This is a genomic window from Alphaproteobacteria bacterium SS10 (genome assembly GCA_019192455.1).
Taxonomy (GTDB): Bacteria; Pseudomonadota; Alphaproteobacteria; order TMED2; family TMED2; genus TMED2.
The window spans coordinates 21,769-44,709 of sequence record JAHCML010000001.1 but is presented as its reverse complement, the minus strand read 5'-3'; the positions used below and the strand labels follow the sequence as shown (position 1 = coordinate 44,709).

Sequence of the window (22,941 nt, the reverse complement as noted above, 5' to 3'; positions counted from 1 at the left end):
TAGTTAAGCGCTACAATACCCGCGATGGCGTTGGCGGTATTGGTGAGCGTCACAGCGTGGCAATCATTCCCGTGGACGATATGTCGACCGCAATGACCGCCGTGGATGGTGGGCAGGCGGATATGGCCCTCGCCACCGTTGAGCTGTTTGACAAGGAATATGACCTGGCCAATGGTTGGGTGCGGCCAATTGCGGTTGAGGTTCTTACCATTGCAACACGCAGGGCTCGCCTTGTCCGCGACCCGCGTCAACTTCGTGGCCTAGATGTTGAGATCCCAGCAGAGCGGGCGGACCGGGTAGTTGAGCGCATGAACCAAGTGCTTGCCCGCTTTGGTATCAGCATGCCATCGGGCAGCTATACCTCCTCCGGTGATCCTTTGAGCCGCCGGACCGACCCGTTCTTACGGCTGTGCCAATCGGACTATGACGTCCGGGTGGATATGGTGATCCATCCATTCCCCGCTTTTGCTGGCGCCCTGCCTTGTGAGTTGCGGCTAATGTCATTCCCCACCATGCCGCCGCAAACCGATGCCGGCCCAGGGGTGATGCGCTACGAAGTAGATTCTGAGACTTATGGCTGGCTGAACCAGGACATCACCAGCCTTGGCTCTGCTGTTGCTCTCGTTCAGCCCGATCCAACCGCCACTGACAATGCTGGTCGTGACCAGTTTGTTGATTATCTTGGTAGCTTGGTAGGCCGGGAACCTGGCCTTCTGTCAAAGTTTGAAGCGGATTTGTGGCTCGGCCTCGATATCGGTGCTGCCACAGACGAGGTAAGCCCGGGCGAGGAAACGCAGGAAAGCATCGAATGAGCCGGGTGTTAACGCTATGATAAACAAAACCGTCGATTAAACATGTATCATCTAACCCACTTTGCACTGCCATGACCGAACGCCAGGCACCGCCATCCGGCATCCATCTGACGGAAGCCGACGTCGATAAACTGACTGAAGACAAGTCAGCGGCCACCCGTTCCGATGTGGCAGCGAAGCTGGGCCAGGAATTAGACTCTGGCCTCAGCGACGGTGAGCGTGCAATCGCCGAAGATATCGTCCGTTCATTGGCCCATGATGTTGCGGTGACGGTTCGTCAGGCGCTTTCCGAGAGCCTTAAAAATTCACCCAACCTTCCCGATGATGTCGCCCAGACCCTGGCCCGCGATGTGGAGGAGGTTGCCCTCCCAATCCTGCAATACACCCCGACATTGAGCGATGAAGAGCTTATCGGGATCGTGAATTCAGGATCGGAATCCAAACAGACTGCTGTCGCGCAGCGGATGCATTTATCCGAAGACGTGTCGTCAGCGTTGGTTTCGACCGGTGCTGAGACGGCAGTGGCAGAGTTGATGCGTAACGCGACGGCGCAGATCAATGCAAAGGGGTATGACACCGCACTAAATCGGTTCCCGGACAGTGACCAGGTTCACGGCTCGATCCTGCAGCGTCAGAATACCCTGCCAGGCAATATCACTGAGCGGCTGGTCAGTATGGTGTCTGACCAACTCCTCGATTATCTGGTTCAGCGTGAAGATGTGCCTGATGAGGTGGCGGCCGACATGCTGCTGCGCACCCGTCAACGCGCCACCATGAACCTGTTCGGTGATGATGATCAGCAGAACAACCTGAACAACTTGGTGAAGACACTGGATGAAGCCGGGCACCTAAGTGGTTCGCTGATACTGCGTTCGCTTTGCATGGGTGATCTGGACTTCTTCGAGGCGGCGCTCGCCCATATGTCCGGTCTGCCAATCGTGAACTCCCGCCTCCTGATCTATGATGAGGGGCCGCTTGGGTTGAAGACGATTTATGAACGCTCAGAGGTTGCGCTATCGCTGCTTCCGGCGACACGCGCCGCGTTGAACGTGGTTCGCGAGACGCTGTTCGATGGCGCTGAAGGTGATATCGAACGTCGCCGCCGGCGGGTGTTGGAGCGTGTGTTGACCCAGGTTGATGCGCTCAATGATGACGATCTGGATTACCTGATCGCCAAGCTTGATAGCCTGGCGCCGGTCGACTTCCTGGCCGAGGCCAGAGCGTTGGCAGGCGAGCCAGCGATGCAGCCAGCTTAAGGCAGAGCATCTCGGCTGGCCGAAGTCAGCCAGCCCTACATCATGTCCAGATCTTCGATCGTGATATCAGCCGGGTTGACGCCTAGTAGCGTCAGAACCGTGCCGCTGCTCAATGTCAGGACCGTATCGACACCAACCGGGTTACTGCTCACGACGCTGATGCCGTTATCAATGGTGATCAGGTCCAACCCAGCCTCGTAATCGGTGATGGTGTCATTGCCCGTGTTGCCGGTTGTGTAGACAAACCGATCAACACCGCCACCGCCGGTTAGGCTGTCATCGCCGCTGCCGCCGACAATGGTGTCGGCCCCATCCGCGCCATCAATCGTATCGGCGCCACCGCGGCCAGAGATCTGATCGCTGCCACTGCTGCCGGTGATGATGTTGTTACCTTCGCTGCCGGTTGCCTCTGCCTGTCCTGTTAGGATCAAGCTCTCAATGTTCTCTGGCACCGTGAAGTTGAAGTTGACGAGTACCGTATCGAAACCGCCGGTCGCGCCCTCGATAATCGTGTCGGCATCGTCCGTGATCTCATAGGTGTCGTTGCCGAAGCCACCATCCAGCTGGTCGCTGCCCTGGCCGCCATTTAGGGTGTCATCGCCAAGCCCGCCGATCAGCGTGTCGTCACCAGCTTGGCCAATTAGGCTGTTATCCCGGTCGTTGCCTTCCAGGCGATTATCCAGTGCATTGCCGGTCAGGATGATGCTGTTTGGACCCAGGGCGGTTGCGTTCTCAACGTTTTGGCTCAGCGTGACGTTAACCTGGCTTCTGATCAGGTCTGTGCCGCCATTCACCTCATCTGTCACAACCTGACTTAGGTTGGATACGATGAAGGTGTCGTTGCCGAGACCACCGAAGAGTTGGTCGGCCCCTTCACCGCCATCGATGAAGTCTGAACCAGGGCCGCCATCAATAATGTCGGAACCATCGCCACCATAGATGGTGTCGTCATTATCGCCGCCATTGATCTGGTCGTTACCGGCATCGCCTGTGATCAGGTCATCTTCAATGCCGCCATCGATAGTGTCGTCGCCATCCGCGCCGCTGAGCACATCAAGGCCGGAGCCGCCGCGCAGCTCATCATTGCCGGAATCACCGTTGAGGGTGTCGTTGCCACTACCACCGATCAGTAGGTCAGAATCTGGCCCGCCGGATAGCAGATCCGCATCCTTGTTGCCGTAAATGATGTCATTGCCCTTATTGCCAAGCAGCTGATCAGGGCCCTTACCGCCATACAGAATGTCACCATCGCCGCCGCCGAACAGTATGTCAGAGGCGAAGTTGCCGTAGAGAATATCATTGGCGAAATTGCCATAGATCAGGTCGCCATCCTGCCCACCGTAAAGGATGTCGGCATCCTGGCCGCCAAACAGCACATCGGCATCCTGGTTTCCGTAGAGGATGTCATTGCCGATATTGCCATAGATAACGTCATTGCCGGTGAAGCCGCGGACACTGTCAGCCCCGGAATTTGCCAGGATAAAGTTGTCGAGCTCGTTACCGATGATGGTGTCTGAATCCACGCCGCCACGGGCATTCTCGATAAACGCGTTGAAGGCGATTGCGACGGTAAACTCGTTTGCCGTCACGCCATCGCTTCGTGGTGGGCCGAGGGTGCTGTAGCTGCCATCGTTTAGATCGATCAGCACTGGCTGGGTTTGGTTTGACCAATCGAGTACATCAGTGCCGCCGGCATCCCAGATGGTCTGATAAAGCTGCTGACCCGGGGCAAAGATGTAGACGGTGTCCCCAGCATTATGGGTCAGGTTCGGGCCATAGAGCTCCTGGGCCGCCAGAATGTCATAGAGCATTGGCGAGGTCGGCAGCGTGATAACAGGGTTCCGCTCATCCACCTCAACCCCGACGGACGCATTCTCCGACATCACGGTGAAGCTCTGGGTGTTCTCAACCTCAGACAGCGTGGCGCCGTTGATGCCTGGGCTGGTCGTGGCTGCAAAGCTAAACACCGCCGTGCCAACCGTTCGCAGCATTAGGTTGTAGCCACCGCCGGATGTGCTGACGGAGTAATCCAGATCCTGAAGATCGGGTGCAAACCAGATGTCACCAGCTGCAGGGGCAAAAGAGGGCTGGCGGACAATAGCCTGGGTTTCAAAGGCGAAGTCATTGTCCTGGTTAACCAGATCGGTGGCCTGCGAGAAGCCAAAGCGGATATCGGCGGTGACATCCGCACTCTCAACCACAGGGACGAAGTTGATATTGGCAACGGCTGCCCAGGCAGCGATGGCCGCATCAAATGCATCGGCTTGCGCCTGATTGACGTTGAAGCCTTGGCCGCGAACCGGCTCATCCAGCTCTGAATAGTCATCGGCGTAGGTAGAGCCATCGGTCCTGACGGAGTAGGTCAGCGTTGCGCCCGTTCCCGCTGGTCCGCCCCATTTGGTGGCAAGCCCGCTGGGGGCGAGCAGGGCATCGATCCGATTATCGCCGGTGGCAAATACTGGGGAGACTGACGGCTGTCCCATGGTGTCCTCATGCGTCTAGCGACAAACTTGTCTGGCAACGAACCCACGCTGCACAGGCCATAGCATCGCAAATATCCTTACTACCGTCATAGCAGAGCTGGGCGACAAGCTGGGGTCACACCTTCGCCGACGTTCGTAAACCGCTGCTTGGCGACGATGGCGGTGGCTGTTGCGCCACTTTGGGCAGAACTTGCCTGCCGTTTCCCTTGTTCAGCAGGCCTGATGAAAGCCCAAGCCGTGGAATGGCCGTGGGGATTCGAAATCATGACAGTTTTGTTTCGGCGTTTTCGTAAGGCGCCCGTAGCGTAACAGCTATGCAGTTTTCACAACGCTGACATGTACCTAATACCCTATGACGCTGCCTCCCCAAGCCCTGATCGACATCGATAAGTTTACGCCACAAGTGCCTGCGAATGTGCTGCCTAAACCTGTGCACCGCTTGGAATTGGCTTTTGAAAGCGCTTTGAACAAGCGTCAGCCTGATGCCGCTGTTGCCAAGCTTGTATCTGGGGTGGATCAGTCAGTTCTGAGACAGGCTGGCGACAATTTGCGGATGCGCATGCTGATTGCTTTAAGGCCACCTACTCCCGGAGCGCCGGTGGCCCCAGCAGCACAATATGCGCGTATGAAGCTTTACGCGGGACTGAAGGTAGACTTAGCCGCAGCAAACATTCACACCAGGTTGGGTCAGCGCATTGCTCGGCGCTTTTTTGAGGCTTTGAGTGGCGCTGATCTGAAGGCTGAATGGGCCAATCGCAATGAGGATCAACGCTTGGACATTGTCGTTGGGTTGATGCACGCATTTGGTCACGAGAGCGGTTTTGCACCGCCCTCAAGGATTGAGACTGATGAAATTCCACCAGATGAAAACGGCCGGATCCAAACAGGTGAATACCGCCCCTTGGATGATGTGCTCTGGCAGAACACTCATGCGGCCGCTAGCTGGGACGACCCAGTTGAGGCCCTGGCAATAGCCGGCCATGAGGCGACGCATAAGCTACAACAGGCGATGGGAATGCGGCTCATGGCCGAATTCCGACCAGATTTGGTTGGTGAACTGCCTGCAATCGGTAGGGAACTAGAAAACGACGCAGAACGTCGAGCCGCTTGGTACTTTATCGATAATATAATGTTTGGTCACATTACGACTGAGAGCCAAGAGATAGGTTATCTTCATCAGCCAATCGAGAGCCATGCGCGAATGTTGGAAAATGCCATCCGGCAAACCCTGAACCGTCATCTGGTGCTTGGGTTGGATCAGGAGCTGATCACGGGTGTTACGGCGGATGACCTGGCTGAGCTCGGCCTGGATATGAATGATATCCGCGCCGACAGCAAACCGGGCAAGTTCGGCCTCAACTAGACCTGATCCCCAGCGTTATTCCTGACCCTGATCGGCCATTTCAACTGGCACCGGCCCTTTGAATGTAAGCGTACGGTAGGGGAAGGGGATCTCAATCCCAGCATCATCAAGGGCGCGCTTAACCGCCAGCACCACGGCGGAGCGGCTGCGATGCATGTCTTCGGGCTGGGAGCCTGCCCACCACCGCACCGTGAAGTCGATTGAGGAGGCATTGAACTCCCGCGCAAAGACTTCTGGTGTCACGCTCTTATCGATCTCATCGACGCTGTTAACCGCCTTCTCAATCACCTTGAGGGCGTTGTCCGCATCCTCACCATAGGCAACACCAACAACGATCTGGTGTCGACGCAGCGGTAGGTCGGTAATGATCTCAACTGGGTTTTTGTAGATCTTGGCATTTGGAACCAGGATCAACTCATTGCTGATCTGGCGGACATAGGTGTCGCGCATGGTGATCTGTTCGATCTGGCCATAGACGTCATCGACCACGATCACATCGCCGATCCGCATGGGCTTGCGCACCATGATCATGATGCCGGCCATAAAGTTCTCCAGCATCTCGCGGAAGGCGAGGCCGATTGCGACACCACCCAAGCCAATGGCGCCCAGCATCTTGGCCGGGGTGACCGAGGGGAAGGCGATGGTGATCGCGAGCAGAATGCCCAAGATCCAAACCGAGATGCCGGCAAGGGTCCGGATTGCCATAACCAGGGCAGGGCGCATGGCGCCGCGGGTCAGCACCGTCTCCAGCGACCGCCGGGTTAGGAACACAGCAATCGAGGTGATGACTATGACAACAACTGCGAGCGTCAGCTGCGGGAGCAGGCGCATCGCCTCATCAACAAACTCAAGCAGTTGATCAATCAACGGGGCGAAGAAATCGAGGCTTTCATGCATGGCGCGTTCGCTCTGGCTTATCCGGTGTTAAAGCACCGACTATTACTCTGTTATCGCTGGCGCTGAACCGATGCCATCACGGCATCCACCAGCAATTGGTAGGTTGGGTCTGTCGCATCAAATGGGGCGAGGGCTTCAACCGCTGCCTCGGCATATTGCTTGGCCCGGTCGCGCGCCAATTCCAGGCTGTTATGACGGGACATGAGCTCTAGGGCCTTATCAAGGTCACTCTCATCTTGCTCTTGTCGGCCAATTGTCCGCTCCCAAAATGCCCGCTCATCAACATTCTGTTCCTGGTCAGCGGCGGCGAGCGATAGGACGACCGGCAGGGTCATCTTACCCTCTTTGAAGTCGTCCCCGATTTGCTTGCCCCAGGACCGCCGGTCAGCGGAGTAATCGAGAATGTCATCAATCAACTGGAAGGCCATGCCCAGCTTCTCTCCGAACAGACGAAGGGCTTCAACTTCATTGGCTGGACGCTCGGCAACCATGGCGCCAACCTGGCAGGCGGCGGCGAATAGCACGGCGGTCTTGCCCTCGATAACCTCAAGATACCGGGCTTCATCGGTCTCCAAATCATTGGTGGTGATCAGCTGCATCACCTCGCCCTCAGCGATAGTGGCGGAGGCCTGGCATAGTACATCGAGTACTTCGAGAGAGCCGTCGCCGATCATTAACTGGAAGGCGCGGGTGAACAGAAAATCGCCAACTAACACGCTGGCTTGATTGCCAAATTCGGCATTGGCTGATGCCTGCCCACGGCGTGCTAGGCTCTCATCGACCACATCGTCATGGAGTAGGGTTGCGGTGTGGATGAACTCAACACAGGTGGCCAGACCGTAATGGCGATCACCCTGATAGCCGCAGAGTTTGGCACTGGCGAGGGTGAGGAGAGGGCGCAAGCGCTTGCCACCGGCGGCCACGATGTACCCGGCAAGCTGTGGGATCAGTGCGACGGGCGACTGCATCCGCTCAATAATCAGCTTATTGACCAGCGCCAAATCATCGGTGAACGCGGCGTGTAGGCGCTCAAGCCCGCCCTCGGCGACGTCGGGTGCTCTTTGTGGATTGGTGGCAGGGGGCATGCTGTAGGTCGGTGTTTCGGCCAAATAACTGTGGGCGTCTCTTACCCTGATGTCTCGGTCTCGGCAATGAATTGGGGCGGATTACCTGAACCAATCAAGGCGCAAATCAGCACGGGAAAACCGGCCAAAACTGCCTCTGGGGCATAAGGGCGCATATCCGGTGGTGCGCCGGGCATCGATTTTTGACCTAGTTTTCTATAGGATACCGGTGTGAGAAGGGGCGCATTGATTGCGTTAGATCAAGGTCGGGCCTGTGCGGGCAGTTTATACCACCAATGACCCAGTCGCGTTGAGTTGGCTGGAATCAGTACTGGTGGACGCTGGGTTCGATGCTGTGATCCTGGATGTCCATACCAGCATCTTGGAGGGCAGTATTGGCGCAATCCCCCGGCGTTTGGCAGTGATCGATGAGGATTACGATGCCGCCAAACGGTTGGTTGATGAGGCATTGGCAGATATCGCGGGTAACCCCGGTAACGGTTGATTGGTACATGCCTTGTTTTGCTGGTTGATGAAATCGGCACAACAAAACGGGTTAGGTGGGGGCTAGATACTGCCTATGTGAGGAAGCTGCAGAGCGATTTGGTGATTATCGGCCAGGGGACAGGAGGCCGGTGACCACAAATTGAATTTGCTTTGCTGGGGGCGAGTAAACCAATGGCACCATGGCATAAGCTTGGGGAGGGTCCTGATGGCCTACCCCAAATGTCAGATGATGTTACGGTTGATAGGGTTTTAGGGGGGCGGCTGTCACTTCGGCAGCCGAGCGTCGGCTATCGCTTTGCCATCGACCCTGTCTTGATGGCAGCGGCCGTAAAGGCCCATCCTGAAGGTAAGGTTCTCGATATCGGCAGTGGCGTTGGCACGGCCAGCTTCTGCCTGATGAGCCGATCACCTGGCATTACGGTGACGGGCTTGGATATTCAATCAGAGCTGTTGGCCCTGGCGGTTGAGAATGCCAGCCGCAACGGGTTTGAGGATCGCATCTCCTTTGTGACCGGTGACCTCCGCGACCCCAGCCTGTTTGAGCCCAAAAGCTTCGACCACATTATGGCGAACCCACCGCATTTCATTGGCGGCTCACACACCCCGCCCGGTGATGCCAGCAAGGCAACGGCCCATATTGAAGAGGCCACACTGGAAGACTGGGTCAAAGCCGCCAGCCGCTGGGTGAAGGATCGCGGCTGTATGACCATGATCCACCGCGCCGACCGGGTGCATGAGGTGGTGGCCGCCGTCGCCAAACGCTTTGGCGATATCAACATCCTACCCCTATGGCCACGACCTGGGCGCCCAGCCCGGCGCGTCATTGTTCAGGGGCTAAAGGCCAGCCGAGGGCCAGCGCGAATCCTGCCCGGTCTTGTGCTGCATGATCAGATCGATAAGTACACAGCGGAGGCGCGCGCGGTGCTGGAAGATGGGCAAGCCATCGATCTCGATTGCTACTAAAACCCGCCGAAAAATCAGCGACTTGAATTTCGATCCTGGAAGGTCAACCAACTTTGCGGGTCTGGCATGTGGAAATGCCGCAATTCCAAGGGGCTTGGTTGGTTGATTTGCGCCTTTGCGGCCTTTAATGTGCGCGCCACTTCGCCCGTAGTTTGGCAATGCAGTAAGGCGCCCAGGACGCCCCATTTGGTCCGTGACGAAAACCAATCCAGACGCTCCCAGCTTTCAGGAGTTGATCCTGCGCCTGCACCAGTTTTGGTCAGACAAAGGCTGCGTAATCCTTCAGCCCTATGACATGGAAGTTGGCGCGGGCACATTTCACCCGGCGACAACCCTGCGCGCCCTTGGGCCCGAAACCTGGAATACCGCTTACGTTCAGCCATCCCGCCGCCCAACGGATGGCCGCTACGGTGAGAACCCAAACCGGCTGCAGCACTATTACCAATACCAGGTGCTGATGAAGCCAAGCCCGGGCAATAGCCAGGATCTGTATCTCGATAGCCTGCGCGCCATTGGCCTCGACTTGAACCAACACGATATCCGTTTCGTTGAGGATGATTGGGAAAGCCCAACCCTCGGCGCTTGGGGTCTCGGCTGGGAAGTCTGGTGCGATGGGATGGAAGTCACCCAATTCACTTATTTCCAGCAGGTCGGCGGCATCGAATGTGATCCCGTGCCGGTTGAGCTGACTTACGGCCTAGAACGCCTGGCGATGTATCTGCAGGGCGTTGAGAACGTCTATGACCTCGACTTCAACGGTCAGGGGGTTCGCTATGGCGATGTGTTCCTGCGCGCCGAGCAAGAGTTCTCAGCCTTCAACTTCGAGCATGCGAACACGGAGACGCTGCTTCAGCACTTCAAGGATGCCGAGGCTGAATGCGCCAATCTGATTGAGCAAAAGCTGGCGCTGCCCGCCTATGACCAGTGCATCAAGGCGAGCCATGTCTTCAACCTGTTGGATGCGCGCGGCGTGATCAGCGTGGTTGAGCGCCAATCCTATATCCTGCGAGTGCGTGAGCTTGCGCGGCAATGTTGTGAGATTTGGGTCTCTAAGCCAGCCAGCGCCATGACTCAACCAGCTGTGGCAGCGGAGTAGGGACCATGGCTGATTTCCTCCTCGAACTCTTCTCTGAAGAAATCCCCGCCCGCATGCAGGCCGACGCGGCCAAGCAGCTGGGCAAGCTGTTGGGTGAGCAGTTTAAGGCTGCTGGCATCAAGCATGGCGAGCCAACCCTGTATTACGGCCCACGCCGCCTAACCGCGATTATCCCTGATTTGCTGGTTGCGACCGAGGCGGTGAAGGAAGAGCGACGCGGCCCACGTGCCGATGCGCCTGAACAGGCCATCAACGGCTTCCTGCGTGGCAATGGCCTGGACAGCCTTGATCAGTGTGAGAAGCGGGAAACGCCAAAGGGCGAGTTCTGGTTCGTGGTCCTAGAGACCCCGGCCCAACAAACCGCCGAGTTGCTACCCGGTATTATTGCGCAGGTGGTTGGCGCCATGCCGTGGCCGAAATCCATGCGCTGGGCTCGCTCTACCGCCCGTTGGGTTCGACCGCTGCAGAGCATTCTAGCGCTATTCGATGGCAAGCCTGTGCCCGGTAGAGTTGAGCTTGGCAATGGTCAGGAGCTGAGCTTCGGCACCGTGACCCAAGGCCACCGCTTCCTCGCCCCTGGTGAGATCGAGATCGCCGATCCGGCCCATTATCTGGATCAGCTGCGTGCCGCCAAGGTTATGGCCGATCCGGCTGAGCGTCGTGAGGCCATCGAGAGTGCGCTCGCTGAGGCTGCAAAGGCCAAAGGGTTAACCGTGAAGGCCGATCCAGGTCTGGTTACAGAGGTGATGGGACTGGTCGAGTGGCCAATGCCATTGGTTGGCCAAATCGACAATGATTTCATGGGTTTGCCGCCAGAGGTTCTGATCACCTCCATGCGTAGCCACCAAAAGTACTTTGCGCTTGAGGCTGCTGACGGCTCCATGGCTGCCAATTTTGGTGTTGTCTCAAACATGACCGCCAGTGATGGCGGGGCGAAGATTGTTGCGGGGAATGAGCGCGTCCTGCGGGCCCGCCTATCCGACGCCAAATTCTTCTGGGACCAGGATCGTAAGACCGCGCTGGAAGACTACGTGCCGCAACTCCGCGCCATCACATTCCATGAGAAGCTGGGCACGGTCGCTGAGCGGGTGAACCGCCTTCAAGGGTTGTCCTTCGATATCGCGGGTTTGCTTGAGGGTGCTGAGCCAAACGATGCCTTGCGTGCTGCCAAGCTAGCAAAGGCTGATCTCGTCACCGGTATGGTTGGGGAGTTCCCCGAGCTGCAGGGCCTGATGGGCCGCTACTACGCGGCAGCCGCTGGTGAGCCCCAGGCAATCTCTGATGCAATTGCCGACCATTACAAGCCGGCTGGCCAGTCAGATGCCGTGCCAACCGCACCGGTCAGCATTGCCGTTGCCTTGGCCGAGAAGCTAGACACGTTGGTTGGCTTCTTTGCCATTGATGAAAAGCCAACTGGGAGCCGCGACCCGTTTGCCCTGCGCCGCGCCGCTCTGGGCATCATCCGTATCATTCTTGAAAATGACCTGCGGCTATCGCTGAACCAGCTGCTGACCTTCTCGAAGGAGAACTATCTCGGCGTACGTGTCCTGCAGTTCATGCGGGAAGCGAGCGGTGAGACCGCCTATCGCGAAGTGCTCGAGGAATACTCCAAGACCGCGTCCAAGGTGGATATCGAGGAACTGGCTGACGAGCTTAAAGATGCGCAGCGGGAGAAGTTCCGCGTGCGGGCCATGGCCTTCCAAGAGGCTGTCCAGAAAGCCGTTGAGGAACTGCCAGCCTTCTTCGCTGACCGTCTTAAGGTGGCGTTACGCGAGCGGGGCATTCGCCACGATCTGATCGATGCCGTCTTTGCCAAGGATGGTGGCGATGATCTCGTTGGCCTGGTTGCCCGGGTTGAGGCTCTGCAAGAGCTGCTGGGCAGTGATGCCGGCGCTAATCTGCTGGCCGCCTATCGCCGTGGTGCCAATATCGTTCGCAAAGAGCGGGAGAAGGGTGGCGTAAACGGCCTCGGCGCACCAAATGAGGCGCTGCTGGCTGAAGACGCTGAGAAAGGCCTGTTCACCGCACTTGCCAAGGTTGATGGCGAAGTCTCCAAACGCCTTGGGGATGAGGACTATGCCGGGGCGATGCGTGCCTTCGCTGAGTTACGCCAGCCCGTTGATCGATTTTTTGAAGAGGTGATGGTCAATGTCGATGACGCTGACCTGCGCACCAACCGCCTAGCCATGCTGGAGAAGTTCTCCAGTGCCTATGATCAAATCGCCGATTTCTCGAAGATTGAGGGATAACTCGCCATGAGTGCTGTTGCTTCTGCTGATACCGCCACCACCGGTAAGTGGACCTATTTCTTCGGGGACGGAAAGGCCGATGGCGCCGCCGGGATGAAGAACCTGCTGGGTGGTAAAGGTGCCAACCTTGCCGAGATGTCATCACTGGGACTGCCGGTCCCGCCAGGCTTCACCATTCCAACTGACGCCTGCACCTATTATTATCAGAATAACAAGAGCTTACCGCCCGAACTTGATGGGCAAATTGCTGCCGCTTTGGGCCAGATTGAAGCGCTGGTTGGCACCAAATTTGGTGATGCTGAGAACCCACTGTTGGTCTCTGTCCGCTCCGGTTCTCGGGTGTCCATGCCGGGTATGATGGACACGGTCCTGAACCTGGGCCTCAATGATGTCAGTGTTGAGGGCCTGGCCAAACGCTCCGGCGATCCACGTTTCGCCTATGACAGCTATCGTCGCTTCATCACCATGTATTCCGATGTGGTGCTGGGCATTGATCACTACGAGTTTGAGGATCTGCTCGACACCTTGAAGCGTGACCGTGATTACAGCCTCGACACCCAGCTGACCGCTGAAGATTGGCAAGAGCTGCTGCCTGAGTACAAAGCGGTGGTGAAGCGCGCCCTTGGCCGTGACTTCCCGCAAGATGTTCAAGAACAGCTGATGGGCGCCGTTAAGGCCGTCTTCCAATCCTGGGATACGCCACGCGCCAAGACCTATCGCCGCCTACACGACATTCCTGAGGAGTGGGGCACCGCGGTTAACGTCCAAGCCATGGTGTTCGGCAATATGGGCGAGGATTGCGCCACCGGCGTTGCCTTCACCCGTGACCCATCAACCGGCGATAACGAGTTCTATGGCGAGTATCTCGTCAACGCCCAGGGCGAGGACGTGGTGGCGGGCATCCGGACCCCACAGCATCTGACCATTCGCGGTAAGGAAAAGCAGGACTCAACCATGCCTGCCATGGAAGAGGTGATGCCTGAGGTCTTTGGCCAGCTGAACGATGTGCGCTTGCGCCTCGAGAAGCATTATCGCGACATGCAGGATATCGAGTTCACCGTCCAAAGCGGCAAACTCTTCATGCTGCAGACCCGTAGCGGTAAGCGCACGGCACCTGCGGCCCTCAAGATCGCAATTGAAATGGCTAAGGAAGGCCTGATCACCGAGGAAGAGGCGGTAATGCGCGTCGACCCGGCCTCACTCGATCAGCTGCTACACCCAACCCTCGATCCAACCGCGGAAAAGACGATTCTTTCCAAGGGCTTGCCGGCATCTCCTGGGGCGGCGTCTGGCATGATCGCCTTCAGCTCAGACGAAACCGAACGCCTGGTTAAGGAAGGGCACAACGCTATCCTGGTCCGGATTGAAACCAGCCCGGAAGACATTCACGGCATGCATGCGGCTCGCGGTATTCTTACCACCCGTGGCGGTATGACCAGCCACGCGGCGGTTGTTGCCCGCGGCATGGGCCGCGCTTGTGTGGCCGGCGCTGGTGATATCCGCATCGACTATAAGGCGAAGACCCTGCATGTCCGTGACATCACCCTGAAAGAGGGCGATGTGATCACCATCGATGGTGGCACCGGTGAGGTGATGCTGGGTGAGATCCCCACCAAGCAGCCAGAGCTGTCCGGTGATTTCGCCATGCTTATGGGCTGGGCGGATAAGAGCCGCCGTATGCGGATCCGCACCAACGCCGAAACGCCAGCAGATGCCCGCACGGCCGTTAAGTTCGGCGCTGAGGGCATCGGCCTCTGCCGTACTGAGCATATGTTCTTCGAGGCTGACCGTATTCTGACGGTGCGGGAAATGATCCTCGCCGCTGATGAGGCTGGCCGTCGGGATGCCCTGTCCCGCATTGAACCGATGCAGCGCCAAGACTTCGTTGAGCTGTTCCAGATTATGCGCGGCCTGCCAGTGACGATCCGTCTGCTAGACCCACCGCTGCATGAGTTCCTACCGCACCAAGCCCATGAGATTGAAGATGTGGCGACGGCGCTGAAAACCGATGTGGAAGAGGTTCGCCACCGGGTTCTGCAGCTGTCTGAGAGCAACCCAATGCTTGGCCACCGTGGCTGCCGCCTCGGCGTCTCCTACCCTGAGATTTACGAGATGCAGGCCCGGGCGATCATTGAGGGCGCCATCTCGGTCCAGCAGGAGAGCGGTGAGACCGTTGTGCCTGAGATCATGATCCCGCTGGTCGGCATGCCGAAAGAACTCGCGATCCTGAAAGCGCTTGTTGATAAAGTTGCTGCAGAAGCTGTTGAAAAATCAGGCGTTTCACTCGGTTATATGGTTGGGACGATGATTGAGCTGCCGCGTGCTGCGCTCTGTGCTGATCAGATTGCAGAGAGTGCTGAGTTCTTCAGCTTTGGTACCAATGATCTGACCCAGACCACCTTTGGGATCAGCCGCGATGATGCCGGTAGCTTCCTGCCGCTCTATCAGGATAAGGGCATCGTTGAGAAGGACCCATTCGTTAGCCTCGACCCGCAGGGTGTTGGCCAGTTGGTTGCCATTGGCTGTGAGAAGGGCAAGGCAACGCGTCCGGACATCAAGCTCGGCATCTGTGGTGAGCATGGCGGCGATCCAGCCTCGATCCGTTTCTGTGAAGAAACCGGCCTCGACTACGTTTCCTGCTCGCCTTACCGGGTGCCGATTGCTCGTCTCGCCGCAGCCCAGGCTAGCCTCGCCCAGAAGGGTTAAGCCTAGTTCTTCAAAATCTGAGTTATTGAGTCGAAGTCCATGAAAACGCTCGACTATGTAACCTGTGACGTGTTCACGGATCAGGCCTTTGGTGGCAATCCGCTCGCTGTTGTTTTCGGTGCTGAGGGCTTGCCAACCGAAACGCTGCAGGCCATCGCGGCGGAGTTTAGCTACTCCGAAACTACCTTTGTCCTGCCGCCAAAGGACCCGGCCAATACCGCCCAGGTTCGTATCTTCACGCCTGGTTATGAGATGCCATTCGCGGGCCACCCCAATGTGGGTACCGGCTTCGTGCTGGCCCAGCGTGGTGAACTGTTCGGCAAGGCGATTGGTGACCAGATGGTGTTCGAGGAGATTGCCGGTCTGGTGCCGATTGAGGTTGAGCGTGACGCGGCTGGTCAAATCGCTGGCATACGCATCACCGCGCCTAAACTGCCAGGTGACCCGGTAACGGTTCCCGCCGCGCCAGTGGCGGAGGCGGTTGGCCTGACGGCAGCTGATATCGACCTTAGCGATACTGAACCAACGCTGCTGGAGGCCGGGCCATCCTTCGTAATGGTGCCAATCACAAGCCGGGAAGCCTTGGCCCGGGCCAAGACCGCAAACCCCAATGTCGATATGCCGCCGGTTCTGCGCGATGGCAGCATTGGACTGATGTTGTTTGTTCGTGATGGGGAGGGCGATCCGGCGCCGGTCTCAGCGCGTATGTTCCCGCTGGATCCAGAAATGGCTGGCCTGACCGAGGACCCGGCGACGGGTTCAGCCTCGGCCATTCTAGCTGGACATCTGCAAAGGGCGGCTAAGGACGCGCCGACCCGGCTCCGCATTTCCCAAGGTGTTGATATGGGCCGCCCAAGTGTCATTGAGACCGAGGTGCGCGTTGATCAAGCAGGCCAGGCAGAGGCGATAACCGTCACTGGTCAATGCGTGACCATGATGACGGGCTCGCTCTCGCTATAGCTTCTAAAGCTGCCTAAATCTCTTCCTTCTCGAGCCGCAACCAGTCCGGCACGATGAGGCTGGCATTGGCATCACCGATCTGGAAGGCGCCGGGTTCCGCATCCTCAATCCCGGCAATCCGCATGAGTGCCAGGGCGTGGGTGCCGAATGCGGATCGGGTTTCGCCGACCGACTTATCGCCCCGCATGACCGCCGTACCATGCTCGGGCAGGGAGCCATCAATCTCAAGCGGGATCAGGCGTTTCTTAACCAGGCCGCGATAGCGGGTGCGGGCCGTCAACTCCTGACCCATATAGCAGCCCTTTTCCCAGTCGATGCCATTCAGCTGGTCGATATTGCATTCCAGCATGGTGGATTTACCCACCTCCATATCGCGGGTGCCGTCCGGAATACCTAGGGTCAGGCGGTGGGTATCGTAATCGCCGATGGGCGCCTGGGTGAAACCTGCAGCCTCAAGCCAGCCCCGCATAACAGCGTCGTCGCCGATAGCGCGGTGTCCAAGGGCAGCCATGCGCGGATCTTCAAACAGGGTAACGCCATCGGGTGCATCGCTTGGCGCACTTAGGCAGGCGAAAACGGCTGGGGCTGGATCACTTAGCGCCAGATCAACCTTAGAGCGGAGCTTAAACATCCGTAGCCGCTTCATCAGATCAGCGGCTTGCCCTGCCTCAGTCTCCAGCCAAAAACTGTCCGCTGCCTGGCGGATCAGGAAGAAGTCGAAGCCAAATTTACCCTGGGGCGTTAGCAGGCAGCCGTAGCGGGTCTTACCAACCTCAAGCCCCTCGGTATCAACCGTGATCAGCCCTTGTAGGAAAGTGGCGGCATCCTCTCCGCTAACGGCTAAAACCGCGCGTTCGGGCAGGGGGATATAGCGTGGCGCAGCATTTTCCTGGGGCATCGGCTTGGATCACTCGGTCTTCACATTTGGCGGGCATTCGTGGCCGTCTGGCTACCGCAGTTACATGGGATGATCGCGGGTTGCTTGCAACAATGATTGTTATTCCTACCCAATTGGGCAGAGGAGCGCCTTGGATTGCGCGCCTAGGCTGGATGTTGGTTCGGTGCCCGGTTATAACCGCGCGCAAGATATCGTGCCCGGGCACCTCTCCGACTTCTTGAGATCACGGCTTCATGGCTTTCAACCTGCTGTTCATCACGTCCAACCGCTTGGGCGATGCTGTGTTGTCCACGGCCGTGCTGAACCATTTGTTGGAGCAGCACCCCGACGCTGAGGTGACGATTGCCTGTGGTCCATTGCCGGCCCCGTTATTCGCCACCGTGCCAGGTCTTCGCGCCCTGATCCCCATGCCAAAGCGTGCCTATGCCGGGCATTGGTGGCGCCTATGGCGCCAGGTGGTACGGGAGCCGTGGGATCTGGTTGTCGATCTTCGGGACAGCTTTGTCTCCCGCGCGATTGCTAGCAAATCCCGTCTGGTGTTCCGTGCCCTGCCAGACAGCATGGGTAAGCATAAGGTTGAGCAGTTCTCTGAGAAGCTGCGGCTGCCCGCACCACTCTCCGCGCGTCTTTGGTTCTCTGATGAGCAGGTTGAGGCAGCCAAGGCCCATATGCAGCCAGAGCTAGGGCCGATCTTGTCGATTGGCCCCGCCGCGAATTGGGGCGGTAAGGAATGGCCAATGGACCGGTTTAAGGCATTGATTGAACGCCTGACTGCCGCCGGTGGGGCCCTACCCAATGCCCGTGTCGCGGTCTCAGCCGCACCGAATGAGCGTGAGCGCGCGGTTGATGCATGGGCCGTGGTGCCGGAAGAGCGTCGCATCGACCTGATGCGCAATACCGACCCGGCCTTCGCCGCGGCATGCCTTGCATCCTCATCGCTTTACGTCGGCAATGACTCCGGTCTGATGCATATCGCGGCCGCTGTTGGTGTACCGACGCTGGGCCTGTTTGGCCCATCCGATGATCGTATCTATGCCCCCTATGGTCCCATCACTGATTGGGTCCGCTCCCCGGTTTCAAAGGCAGAGCTGATCCGCGCCGTGGATAGCGGTGAACGCCCCCTAGAAAGCCTGATGGACGAGCTAGATTTTGCGACGGTAGCGGGTAAGGCCGAAGCACTGGTTAAGCGTGAGAAGGGCAAGGGCCAGCCAGCCACGCCGCAAGAGCAGTCAGCTTGAGCATGAAACCCCTATCGGAACCAAGCCAGGACGGGCCGGTTGTGATCCTTCAGCCCTTGCCAGGGGTTGGCGATCTTGTTTGGCACTTGAAGGCGGTTCACGCCATTGCCGCCGCCCATCCAGGGCGGGAGAAGGTGCTGCTGACCAAGAGCCGTAGCCGGGCTGACGAGATGTTTAAAGCCGATAAGGCAATCGACCGGGTGATCTGGGTCGACCGGGCCGATCGGCATAGTGGCCCCGCTGGCTTTATCGCGCTGGTTCGCGATCTAAAGGCTGAGGGTATTGCCCGGTCGTTCCAACTACACCACAGCGCGCGATACGCCGCTGCCCTGGCTTTAGCGGGCGTGCCTGAGCGTTTTGGTTACGGCACCACCGCACCGACACGTTGGTTTACTGAACCACCGCATCTGGGTTCTGAGCACCGGCGGGATCACCCGATTAGCCTGGCGGATCAGTTCATCGAACGCTGTGGCTTTAGCATTCCAGATCACGCCGAACGCTTAAGGGTGGCCCCCGCGCTCGCGAATGATGTGCAGCAACGCTATGCCGGTTGTCCCAAGCCCTGGATTGCCCTCGGGCTGGGAAGTTCTGAGGCGTTCAAGCAATGGGGGGCGGAGCGATTTGCCGCCCTGATCAAGGCCATTGGTGAGCAGACCTCAGCGACCTTCTTCCTAATGGGCGGGCCAGGGGAGGCTGCTTTTGAAGGGGCACTCCAAGCCGCCGCGACTGAGGTTGCCGGCAAGCACCGGATTGTTCTGGCACCCGGCTTTACCGCGCCGATGTCTGAGATGGTGGCGATCCAAGCCGCGAGCGACGTCTATGTCGGCAACGACACCTCGTTCCTGAACATCTCGGCCGCTGTTGGTGTGCCGGCCTTTGGTTTGTTTGGTGCGACCGAGGTTTTGACCTTCTCACCGCTGATTGAGGCGATTAAGCCCGACCAAGGGGGCATCAGCCGTCAGGATGGCATGGCACGAATCGACCCCAAAACTGTCGCGGAAAAGGTGCTTCAGCGCCTTAAAGACAGTGCGAAGGCTGGTTAGCTCTCAGAAGTGATGTAATCGGCGAATTGCGGAAAAACCGCTGCCTATCCGGCCTGATTAGTAGGCCGCGTAGGATTTCTCTTCCACCAACGTAGAACCAAAATGCTCGTTAATCTCCCGCTTTACGGCGGCACGGCGGTCATTGGTGACATAGACGGCGCGGGCTAGGCGGACGAACTCATCATCGAAGGTTTTGGCCCGTTCCTTGTCCCGAATATCGTCCTCAATCACCCATAGCTCTTCATTGATGCCCTTTAGTTTGGCATGCAATTGGGGCAGTTCCGCATCGTCACCAATCTCACTGGCAATCGTCTCGCGCAGCATGCTCAGTTCCAGGCGAATATTCTCAACCTTGGCCGCATCGGTGATGCGCTCCTCTTTGATCTCCAGAATGGTGATTTTGTCGATCACTTCACCGATCGAGACAGGAACGCGCAGTGTGGTCATGGGATGCAGTGCCTTGAGACGGGGCGGGGTAAACCTGTTGGCTGTGCCAACCGGCCCCTGTGTAGCAAGGCGATGGCGGTTCCGTAAACCGCGTTTGGGTAATGTGATCAATGGTTACCGATTGGGGGCTGCATGATCCCCGCAGGCTCTGTTGATAACGAGCGATCTGGGTTCAGCCCGCGCGTCATTCTGGGTGCCATTTGGTACGCGCTCCTGATCACTGGTTTCCTCTCCATCGGCCTGATAACGGCCATTGTTGGGCTTCAGACACCTATCGTCGCCATCGCCCTGTCCGTGTTCACTATCTTAGGCGCGATAAGCGGTGGGATGGTTCGCAGCCCTGGTGACATACCTATCGCCCCTGGTGCCATCGCCGCCGTGGTGACCCTTTTGGCTTTGGGCGGGCTTAGTCTCAGCTGGACCCCGGATTTTGAGGCTGGGGAGCACCAGTTGACCCAGTTTGCCTATACGCTGGTGCCAATCGCCCTGGCGTTGGGAATACTGCCATTTCTGTCGGCCAGGCTGCTCCGTTACCTACAGCTTGCCTTCATCTTTGGTGTGATTGCCGGTGCCACGATCCTGGTCTTTGAAATCCGGGAAGGCCAGGCCATTCATCGCTGGATGGCCGGACTTGGGCCCGAAGAAGCGCTTAGCATCAATGAATTCAACCGTGGCCTGGTTGGAATGGCGATCCTGATCTTCCCAGCAGTTGGTTTGTTGATCGCCCGCGGGCAGAACAATGTCGCTTTTGTCCTGCCGGTCGCCCTCGCTGCGATTTTCTCGCAGACTGAGAGCCAAACAGCCCTTCTAGGCTTACTCGCTGGGATCATCTGTTATCCCTTGGCGCTTAAGCTGCCACGTTTGACCTTTGGCCTGATGCTGGCTGGGACCGCTGTGCTCGCTTTGGGTGCAGTGCCGTTGGCCTTTGCCCTCGATGGGCTCGGAATTGCCAAGCTTGATGGCCTAATGCTGTCTGCCCGCCACCGGGTTGAGGTTTGGCATTACACCGCCACTCAAGTCATGGCGCAGCCCTGGCTCGGATACGGTCTAGAGGCCGCCCAAGCTAGCTTCCCGCGTGCGGGTGAGATTTCCGATTTCCTCCCCCATGACATCAATATGGTGCACCGGCATCCGCATAATTTGTTCCTTCAGTTTTGGTATGAGCTTGGGTTGGCCGGCGCGCTGCTGGCCTTCGGTGTTGCGGCAAGCATGCTTTGGCGACTTAAGCGCGCCCCGCTTCAAATGCAGGCGAGTGGCTTTGCCACCTATGCGGCTTGCCTGGCCATGGTGTCTGTCACCTCATTCTCAATCTGGCATACTTGGTTCATGTGCTCACTAGCACTAGCCACCTTTGGCGTCATGCTGATGGGCGGGCATGGTTTGAACACCCTGACGATAGATGAAGACGACTGCCTTAAAGGGCCGGCAACGGACGAAGACCTAATCCCAGAGGTCAGTCAGGGCACAGATAACGCCCCAACACCGAAAATGATGGATGACTATCGTGAGTGAAACTGCGCAGTTCCGTGCCCTCGTTATGCGTGGGCGGCCACGTGGTGCCCTGACATCAGGTTCAACCGGCGAGGCCATGGCAACGCCAGGCGATGTGACGGTTGAGGAGTTAGAGCTCGCTGCACTGCCAGCCGCCGACATCACCTTAGAGGTTGGTGAGGCCAGGCTTAGCTTCCGCGATAGCCTGACCTTGATGGGACGTGATCGCTGGGTTGGTCGCTATCCCCATATCGCGGGTAGTGAGTTTGTTGGCACGGTTATCGATAGCAATGACCCCCGTTTCAGTAAGGGGCAGCAAGTCTTTGCCGGTGGCCATGGCCTCGGTGAGCGGTATTGGGGCGGATTTGCCGAACGGGTGCGATTGATTGGCGATTGGCTAATGCCAGTGCCCCAGGGCGTTTCCGCCGACGCCATGATCCGTGGCGGCCTACCATTTGTGACGGCACAGATGGTTCTTGATGCCCTGAACCAGCAAGGCTTCAAGCCTGAGCATGGGCCAGTTCTGGTGACGCATCTGTCGAGTGAGGTTGGCATCGCCGTCTTCCAGCTGCTTCGCCATCATGGTTTTGAGACGGCAGTAGCCACAGACAGTGATGAGATGGATGAGGCACTGTCTGCCTTGGGTGTTGGCGAGGTAGTAAGCCACCGTGCCTTGCTTGAGCGGTCGGGGCCGGTGCTGGGTAAAGAGAATTGGGCCGCTATCGTTGATACGGCGGGCGGTAACTTACTTGCTGCGGCCCTGTCTGAGTTGCGCAGCGGCGGTATCGCCGTGGTTGCCGCCCCGACCCTTGGGCATGATTTGCCTGGCGACCTGTCACCCTTTGTCGTGCGCGGTTGCCGGATGATGGGGGTGAACCCACAAAACCTTACAGAGTCTGCCCGCCAGTTGGTCTGGGAGCGGCTGTCCCCCGTGCTTTCGGCGCCACAAGATGAGGCGATGGCCTCACTGATCGCGAGTCGGACCGTATCTCTTGAACAGGTGCCTGAGATTGCGGCCCGACTTTTGCAAGGTGATGTGCGCGGCCAGGTAATTGTTAATCTGGCTAGTTGATTTGCCGCCGAGAGTTGAGTGCGCGAGAGGTTTTAAGACCATGACCGAAACCAGATCCCCAAAACCGCGATCCATGCCACGGATGATGCTGGCTGTTGCCGCCGTTAGCCTGCTTGCCGGGTGCGCCCAGGTGCGTGACCTAGAGCGCAGCGTTGCTGAGATTTTTGACCCGCCACCACCGGTTGCACCAACCCGGGTGCCGGTTGTCTATCGCGGCCCGATCTATTGCTATGACACGATCGGTGATCCGAACTGCTACGCGCAGCCGTTCCCACGCCCAGAAGAGCGCTTCATCGGCGCCCTGGTTGCCCCGGGTGATTTCCCCGGTACGGATGACAATGGCAGCCAAGGCGGGAACTCAATCCCCGCCAACTAAGCCGTTAGATCGAGTTGGGA

Annotated in this window: 19 protein-coding genes; 14 read left to right on the top strand and 5 right to left on the bottom strand. The window is 58.1% G+C overall.

Annotation, left to right across the window (positions count from 1 at the left end; genetic code table 11):
* Together KI792_00165 and KI792_00160 are read left to right on the top strand one after the other, a co-directional pair.
* Nucleotides 1-812 (top strand): hypothetical protein (locus KI792_00165; protein ID MBV6631422.1); only part of this gene is annotated, 812 nt, incomplete at its 5' end.
* A 71-nt stretch (nt 813-883) separates the two neighbouring features.
* The gene (locus tag KI792_00160) at nt 884-2,068 is read left to right on the top strand and encodes a DUF2336 domain-containing protein (protein MBV6631421.1); all 1,185 of its coding nucleotides are present in this window, start codon (nt 884-886) and stop codon (nt 2,066-2,068) included.
* Between the two features lie 35 nt (nt 2,069-2,103).
* On the opposite strand, the gene KI792_00155 is transcribed toward KI792_00160, so the two are convergent.
* The gene (locus KI792_00155; GenBank protein MBV6631420.1) at nt 2,104-4,551 is read right to left on the bottom strand and encodes a M10 family metallopeptidase C-terminal domain-containing protein; all 2,448 of its coding nucleotides are present in this window, start codon (nt 4,549-4,551) and stop codon (nt 2,104-2,106) included.
* A 352-nt stretch (nt 4,552-4,903) separates the two neighbouring features.
* Here KI792_00155 and KI792_00150 point away from each other — a divergent pair, with 352 nt between their 5' ends.
* Nucleotides 4,904-5,914 (top strand): hypothetical protein, encoded by a 1,011-nt coding sequence (locus KI792_00150; GenBank protein ID MBV6631419.1) that lies wholly within the window; start codon nt 4,904-4,906, stop codon nt 5,912-5,914.
* A gap of 15 nt (nt 5,915-5,929) precedes the next feature.
* On the opposite strand, the gene KI792_00145 is transcribed toward KI792_00150, so the two are convergent.
* Both KI792_00145 and KI792_00140 read right to left on the bottom strand, forming a co-directional pair.
* Nucleotides 5,930-6,745 (bottom strand): mechanosensitive ion channel family protein, encoded by an 816-nt coding sequence (locus tag KI792_00145; GenBank protein ID MBV6631418.1) that lies wholly within the window; start codon nt 6,743-6,745, stop codon nt 5,930-5,932.
* A 116-nt stretch (nt 6,746-6,861) separates the two neighbouring features.
* Nucleotides 6,862-7,896, bottom strand: a complete 1,035-nt coding sequence (locus KI792_00140; protein ID MBV6631417.1) for a polyprenyl synthetase family protein — start codon at nt 7,894-7,896, stop codon at nt 6,862-6,864.
* 253 nt (nt 7,897-8,149) lie between these two features.
* On the opposite strand from KI792_00140, the gene KI792_00135 reads away from it, so the two are divergent.
* From KI792_00135 to KI792_00110, 6 genes are all read left to right on the top strand, one after another.
* Nucleotides 8,150-8,380: a DUF2007 domain-containing protein gene (locus KI792_00135; protein MBV6631416.1), complete on the top strand. Its 231-nt coding sequence runs from the start codon at nt 8,150-8,152 to the stop codon at nt 8,378-8,380.
* A gap of 221 nt (nt 8,381-8,601) precedes the next feature.
* The gene (locus KI792_00130) at nt 8,602-9,345 is read left to right on the top strand and encodes a methyltransferase (GenBank protein MBV6631415.1); all 744 of its coding nucleotides are present in this window, start codon (nt 8,602-8,604) and stop codon (nt 9,343-9,345) included.
* A gap of 184 nt (nt 9,346-9,529) precedes the next feature.
* Nucleotides 9,530-10,441, top strand: coding sequence for a glycine--tRNA ligase subunit alpha (locus tag KI792_00125; GenBank protein ID MBV6631414.1), 912 nt, complete (start codon nt 9,530-9,532; stop codon nt 10,439-10,441).
* Between the two features lie 5 nt (nt 10,442-10,446).
* The gene (gene glyS, locus KI792_00120) at nt 10,447-12,690 is read left to right on the top strand and encodes a glycine--tRNA ligase subunit beta (GenBank protein MBV6631413.1); all 2,244 of its coding nucleotides are present in this window, start codon (nt 10,447-10,449) and stop codon (nt 12,688-12,690) included.
* A gap of 6 nt (nt 12,691-12,696) precedes the next feature.
* Entirely contained in the window at nt 12,697-15,396 is a 2,700-nt protein-coding gene (gene ppdK, locus KI792_00115; protein MBV6631412.1) for a pyruvate, phosphate dikinase, read from the top strand.
* A gap of 39 nt (nt 15,397-15,435) precedes the next feature.
* The gene (locus tag KI792_00110) at nt 15,436-16,356 is read left to right on the top strand and encodes a PhzF family phenazine biosynthesis protein (protein MBV6631411.1); all 921 of its coding nucleotides are present in this window, start codon (nt 15,436-15,438) and stop codon (nt 16,354-16,356) included.
* Nucleotides 16,357-16,369: 13 nt separating this feature from the next.
* Here the strand turns inward: KI792_00110 and KI792_00105 are convergent, their stop codons facing one another.
* Nucleotides 16,370-17,254 (bottom strand): folate-binding protein YgfZ, encoded by an 885-nt coding sequence (locus KI792_00105; protein MBV6631410.1) that lies wholly within the window; start codon nt 17,252-17,254, stop codon nt 16,370-16,372.
* A 233-nt stretch (nt 17,255-17,487) separates the two neighbouring features.
* Between KI792_00105 and KI792_00100 the strand changes: the two genes are divergently transcribed.
* Both KI792_00100 and KI792_00095 read left to right on the top strand, forming a co-directional pair.
* Nucleotides 17,488-18,492, top strand: a complete 1,005-nt coding sequence (locus KI792_00100) for a glycosyltransferase family 9 protein (GenBank protein MBV6631409.1) — start codon at nt 17,488-17,490, stop codon at nt 18,490-18,492.
* Nucleotides 18,489-19,535, top strand: a complete 1,047-nt coding sequence (locus tag KI792_00095; GenBank protein ID MBV6631408.1) for a glycosyltransferase family 9 protein — start codon at nt 18,489-18,491, stop codon at nt 19,533-19,535. Before KI792_00100 ends, KI792_00095 begins: the two co-directional genes overlap by 4 nt.
* A 57-nt stretch (nt 19,536-19,592) precedes the next feature.
* Here the strand turns inward: KI792_00095 and KI792_00090 are convergent, their stop codons facing one another.
* A complete protein-coding gene (locus tag KI792_00090; GenBank protein ID MBV6631407.1) occupies nt 19,593-19,982 on the bottom strand; it encodes a hypothetical protein in 390 nt (129 codons plus the stop codon).
* Nucleotides 19,983-20,114: 132 nt separating this feature from the next.
* Here KI792_00090 and KI792_00085 point away from each other — a divergent pair, with 132 nt between their 5' ends.
* The 3 genes from KI792_00085 to KI792_00075 are packed head-to-tail and all read left to right on the top strand — an operon-like array spanning nt 20,115 to nt 22,921.
* Nucleotides 20,115-21,494, top strand: a complete 1,380-nt coding sequence (locus KI792_00085) for an O-antigen ligase family protein (GenBank protein MBV6631406.1) — start codon at nt 20,115-20,117, stop codon at nt 21,492-21,494.
* Nucleotides 21,487-22,545: a zinc-binding dehydrogenase gene (locus KI792_00080; GenBank protein MBV6631405.1), complete on the top strand. Its 1,059-nt coding sequence runs from the start codon at nt 21,487-21,489 to the stop codon at nt 22,543-22,545. The genes KI792_00085 and KI792_00080 overlap by 8 nt, the downstream gene beginning before the upstream one ends.
* Nucleotides 22,546-22,585: 40 nt before the next feature.
* Nucleotides 22,586-22,921, top strand: coding sequence for a hypothetical protein (locus KI792_00075; GenBank protein MBV6631404.1), 336 nt, complete (start codon nt 22,586-22,588; stop codon nt 22,919-22,921).
* Nucleotides 22,922-22,941 lie beyond the last annotated feature (20 nt).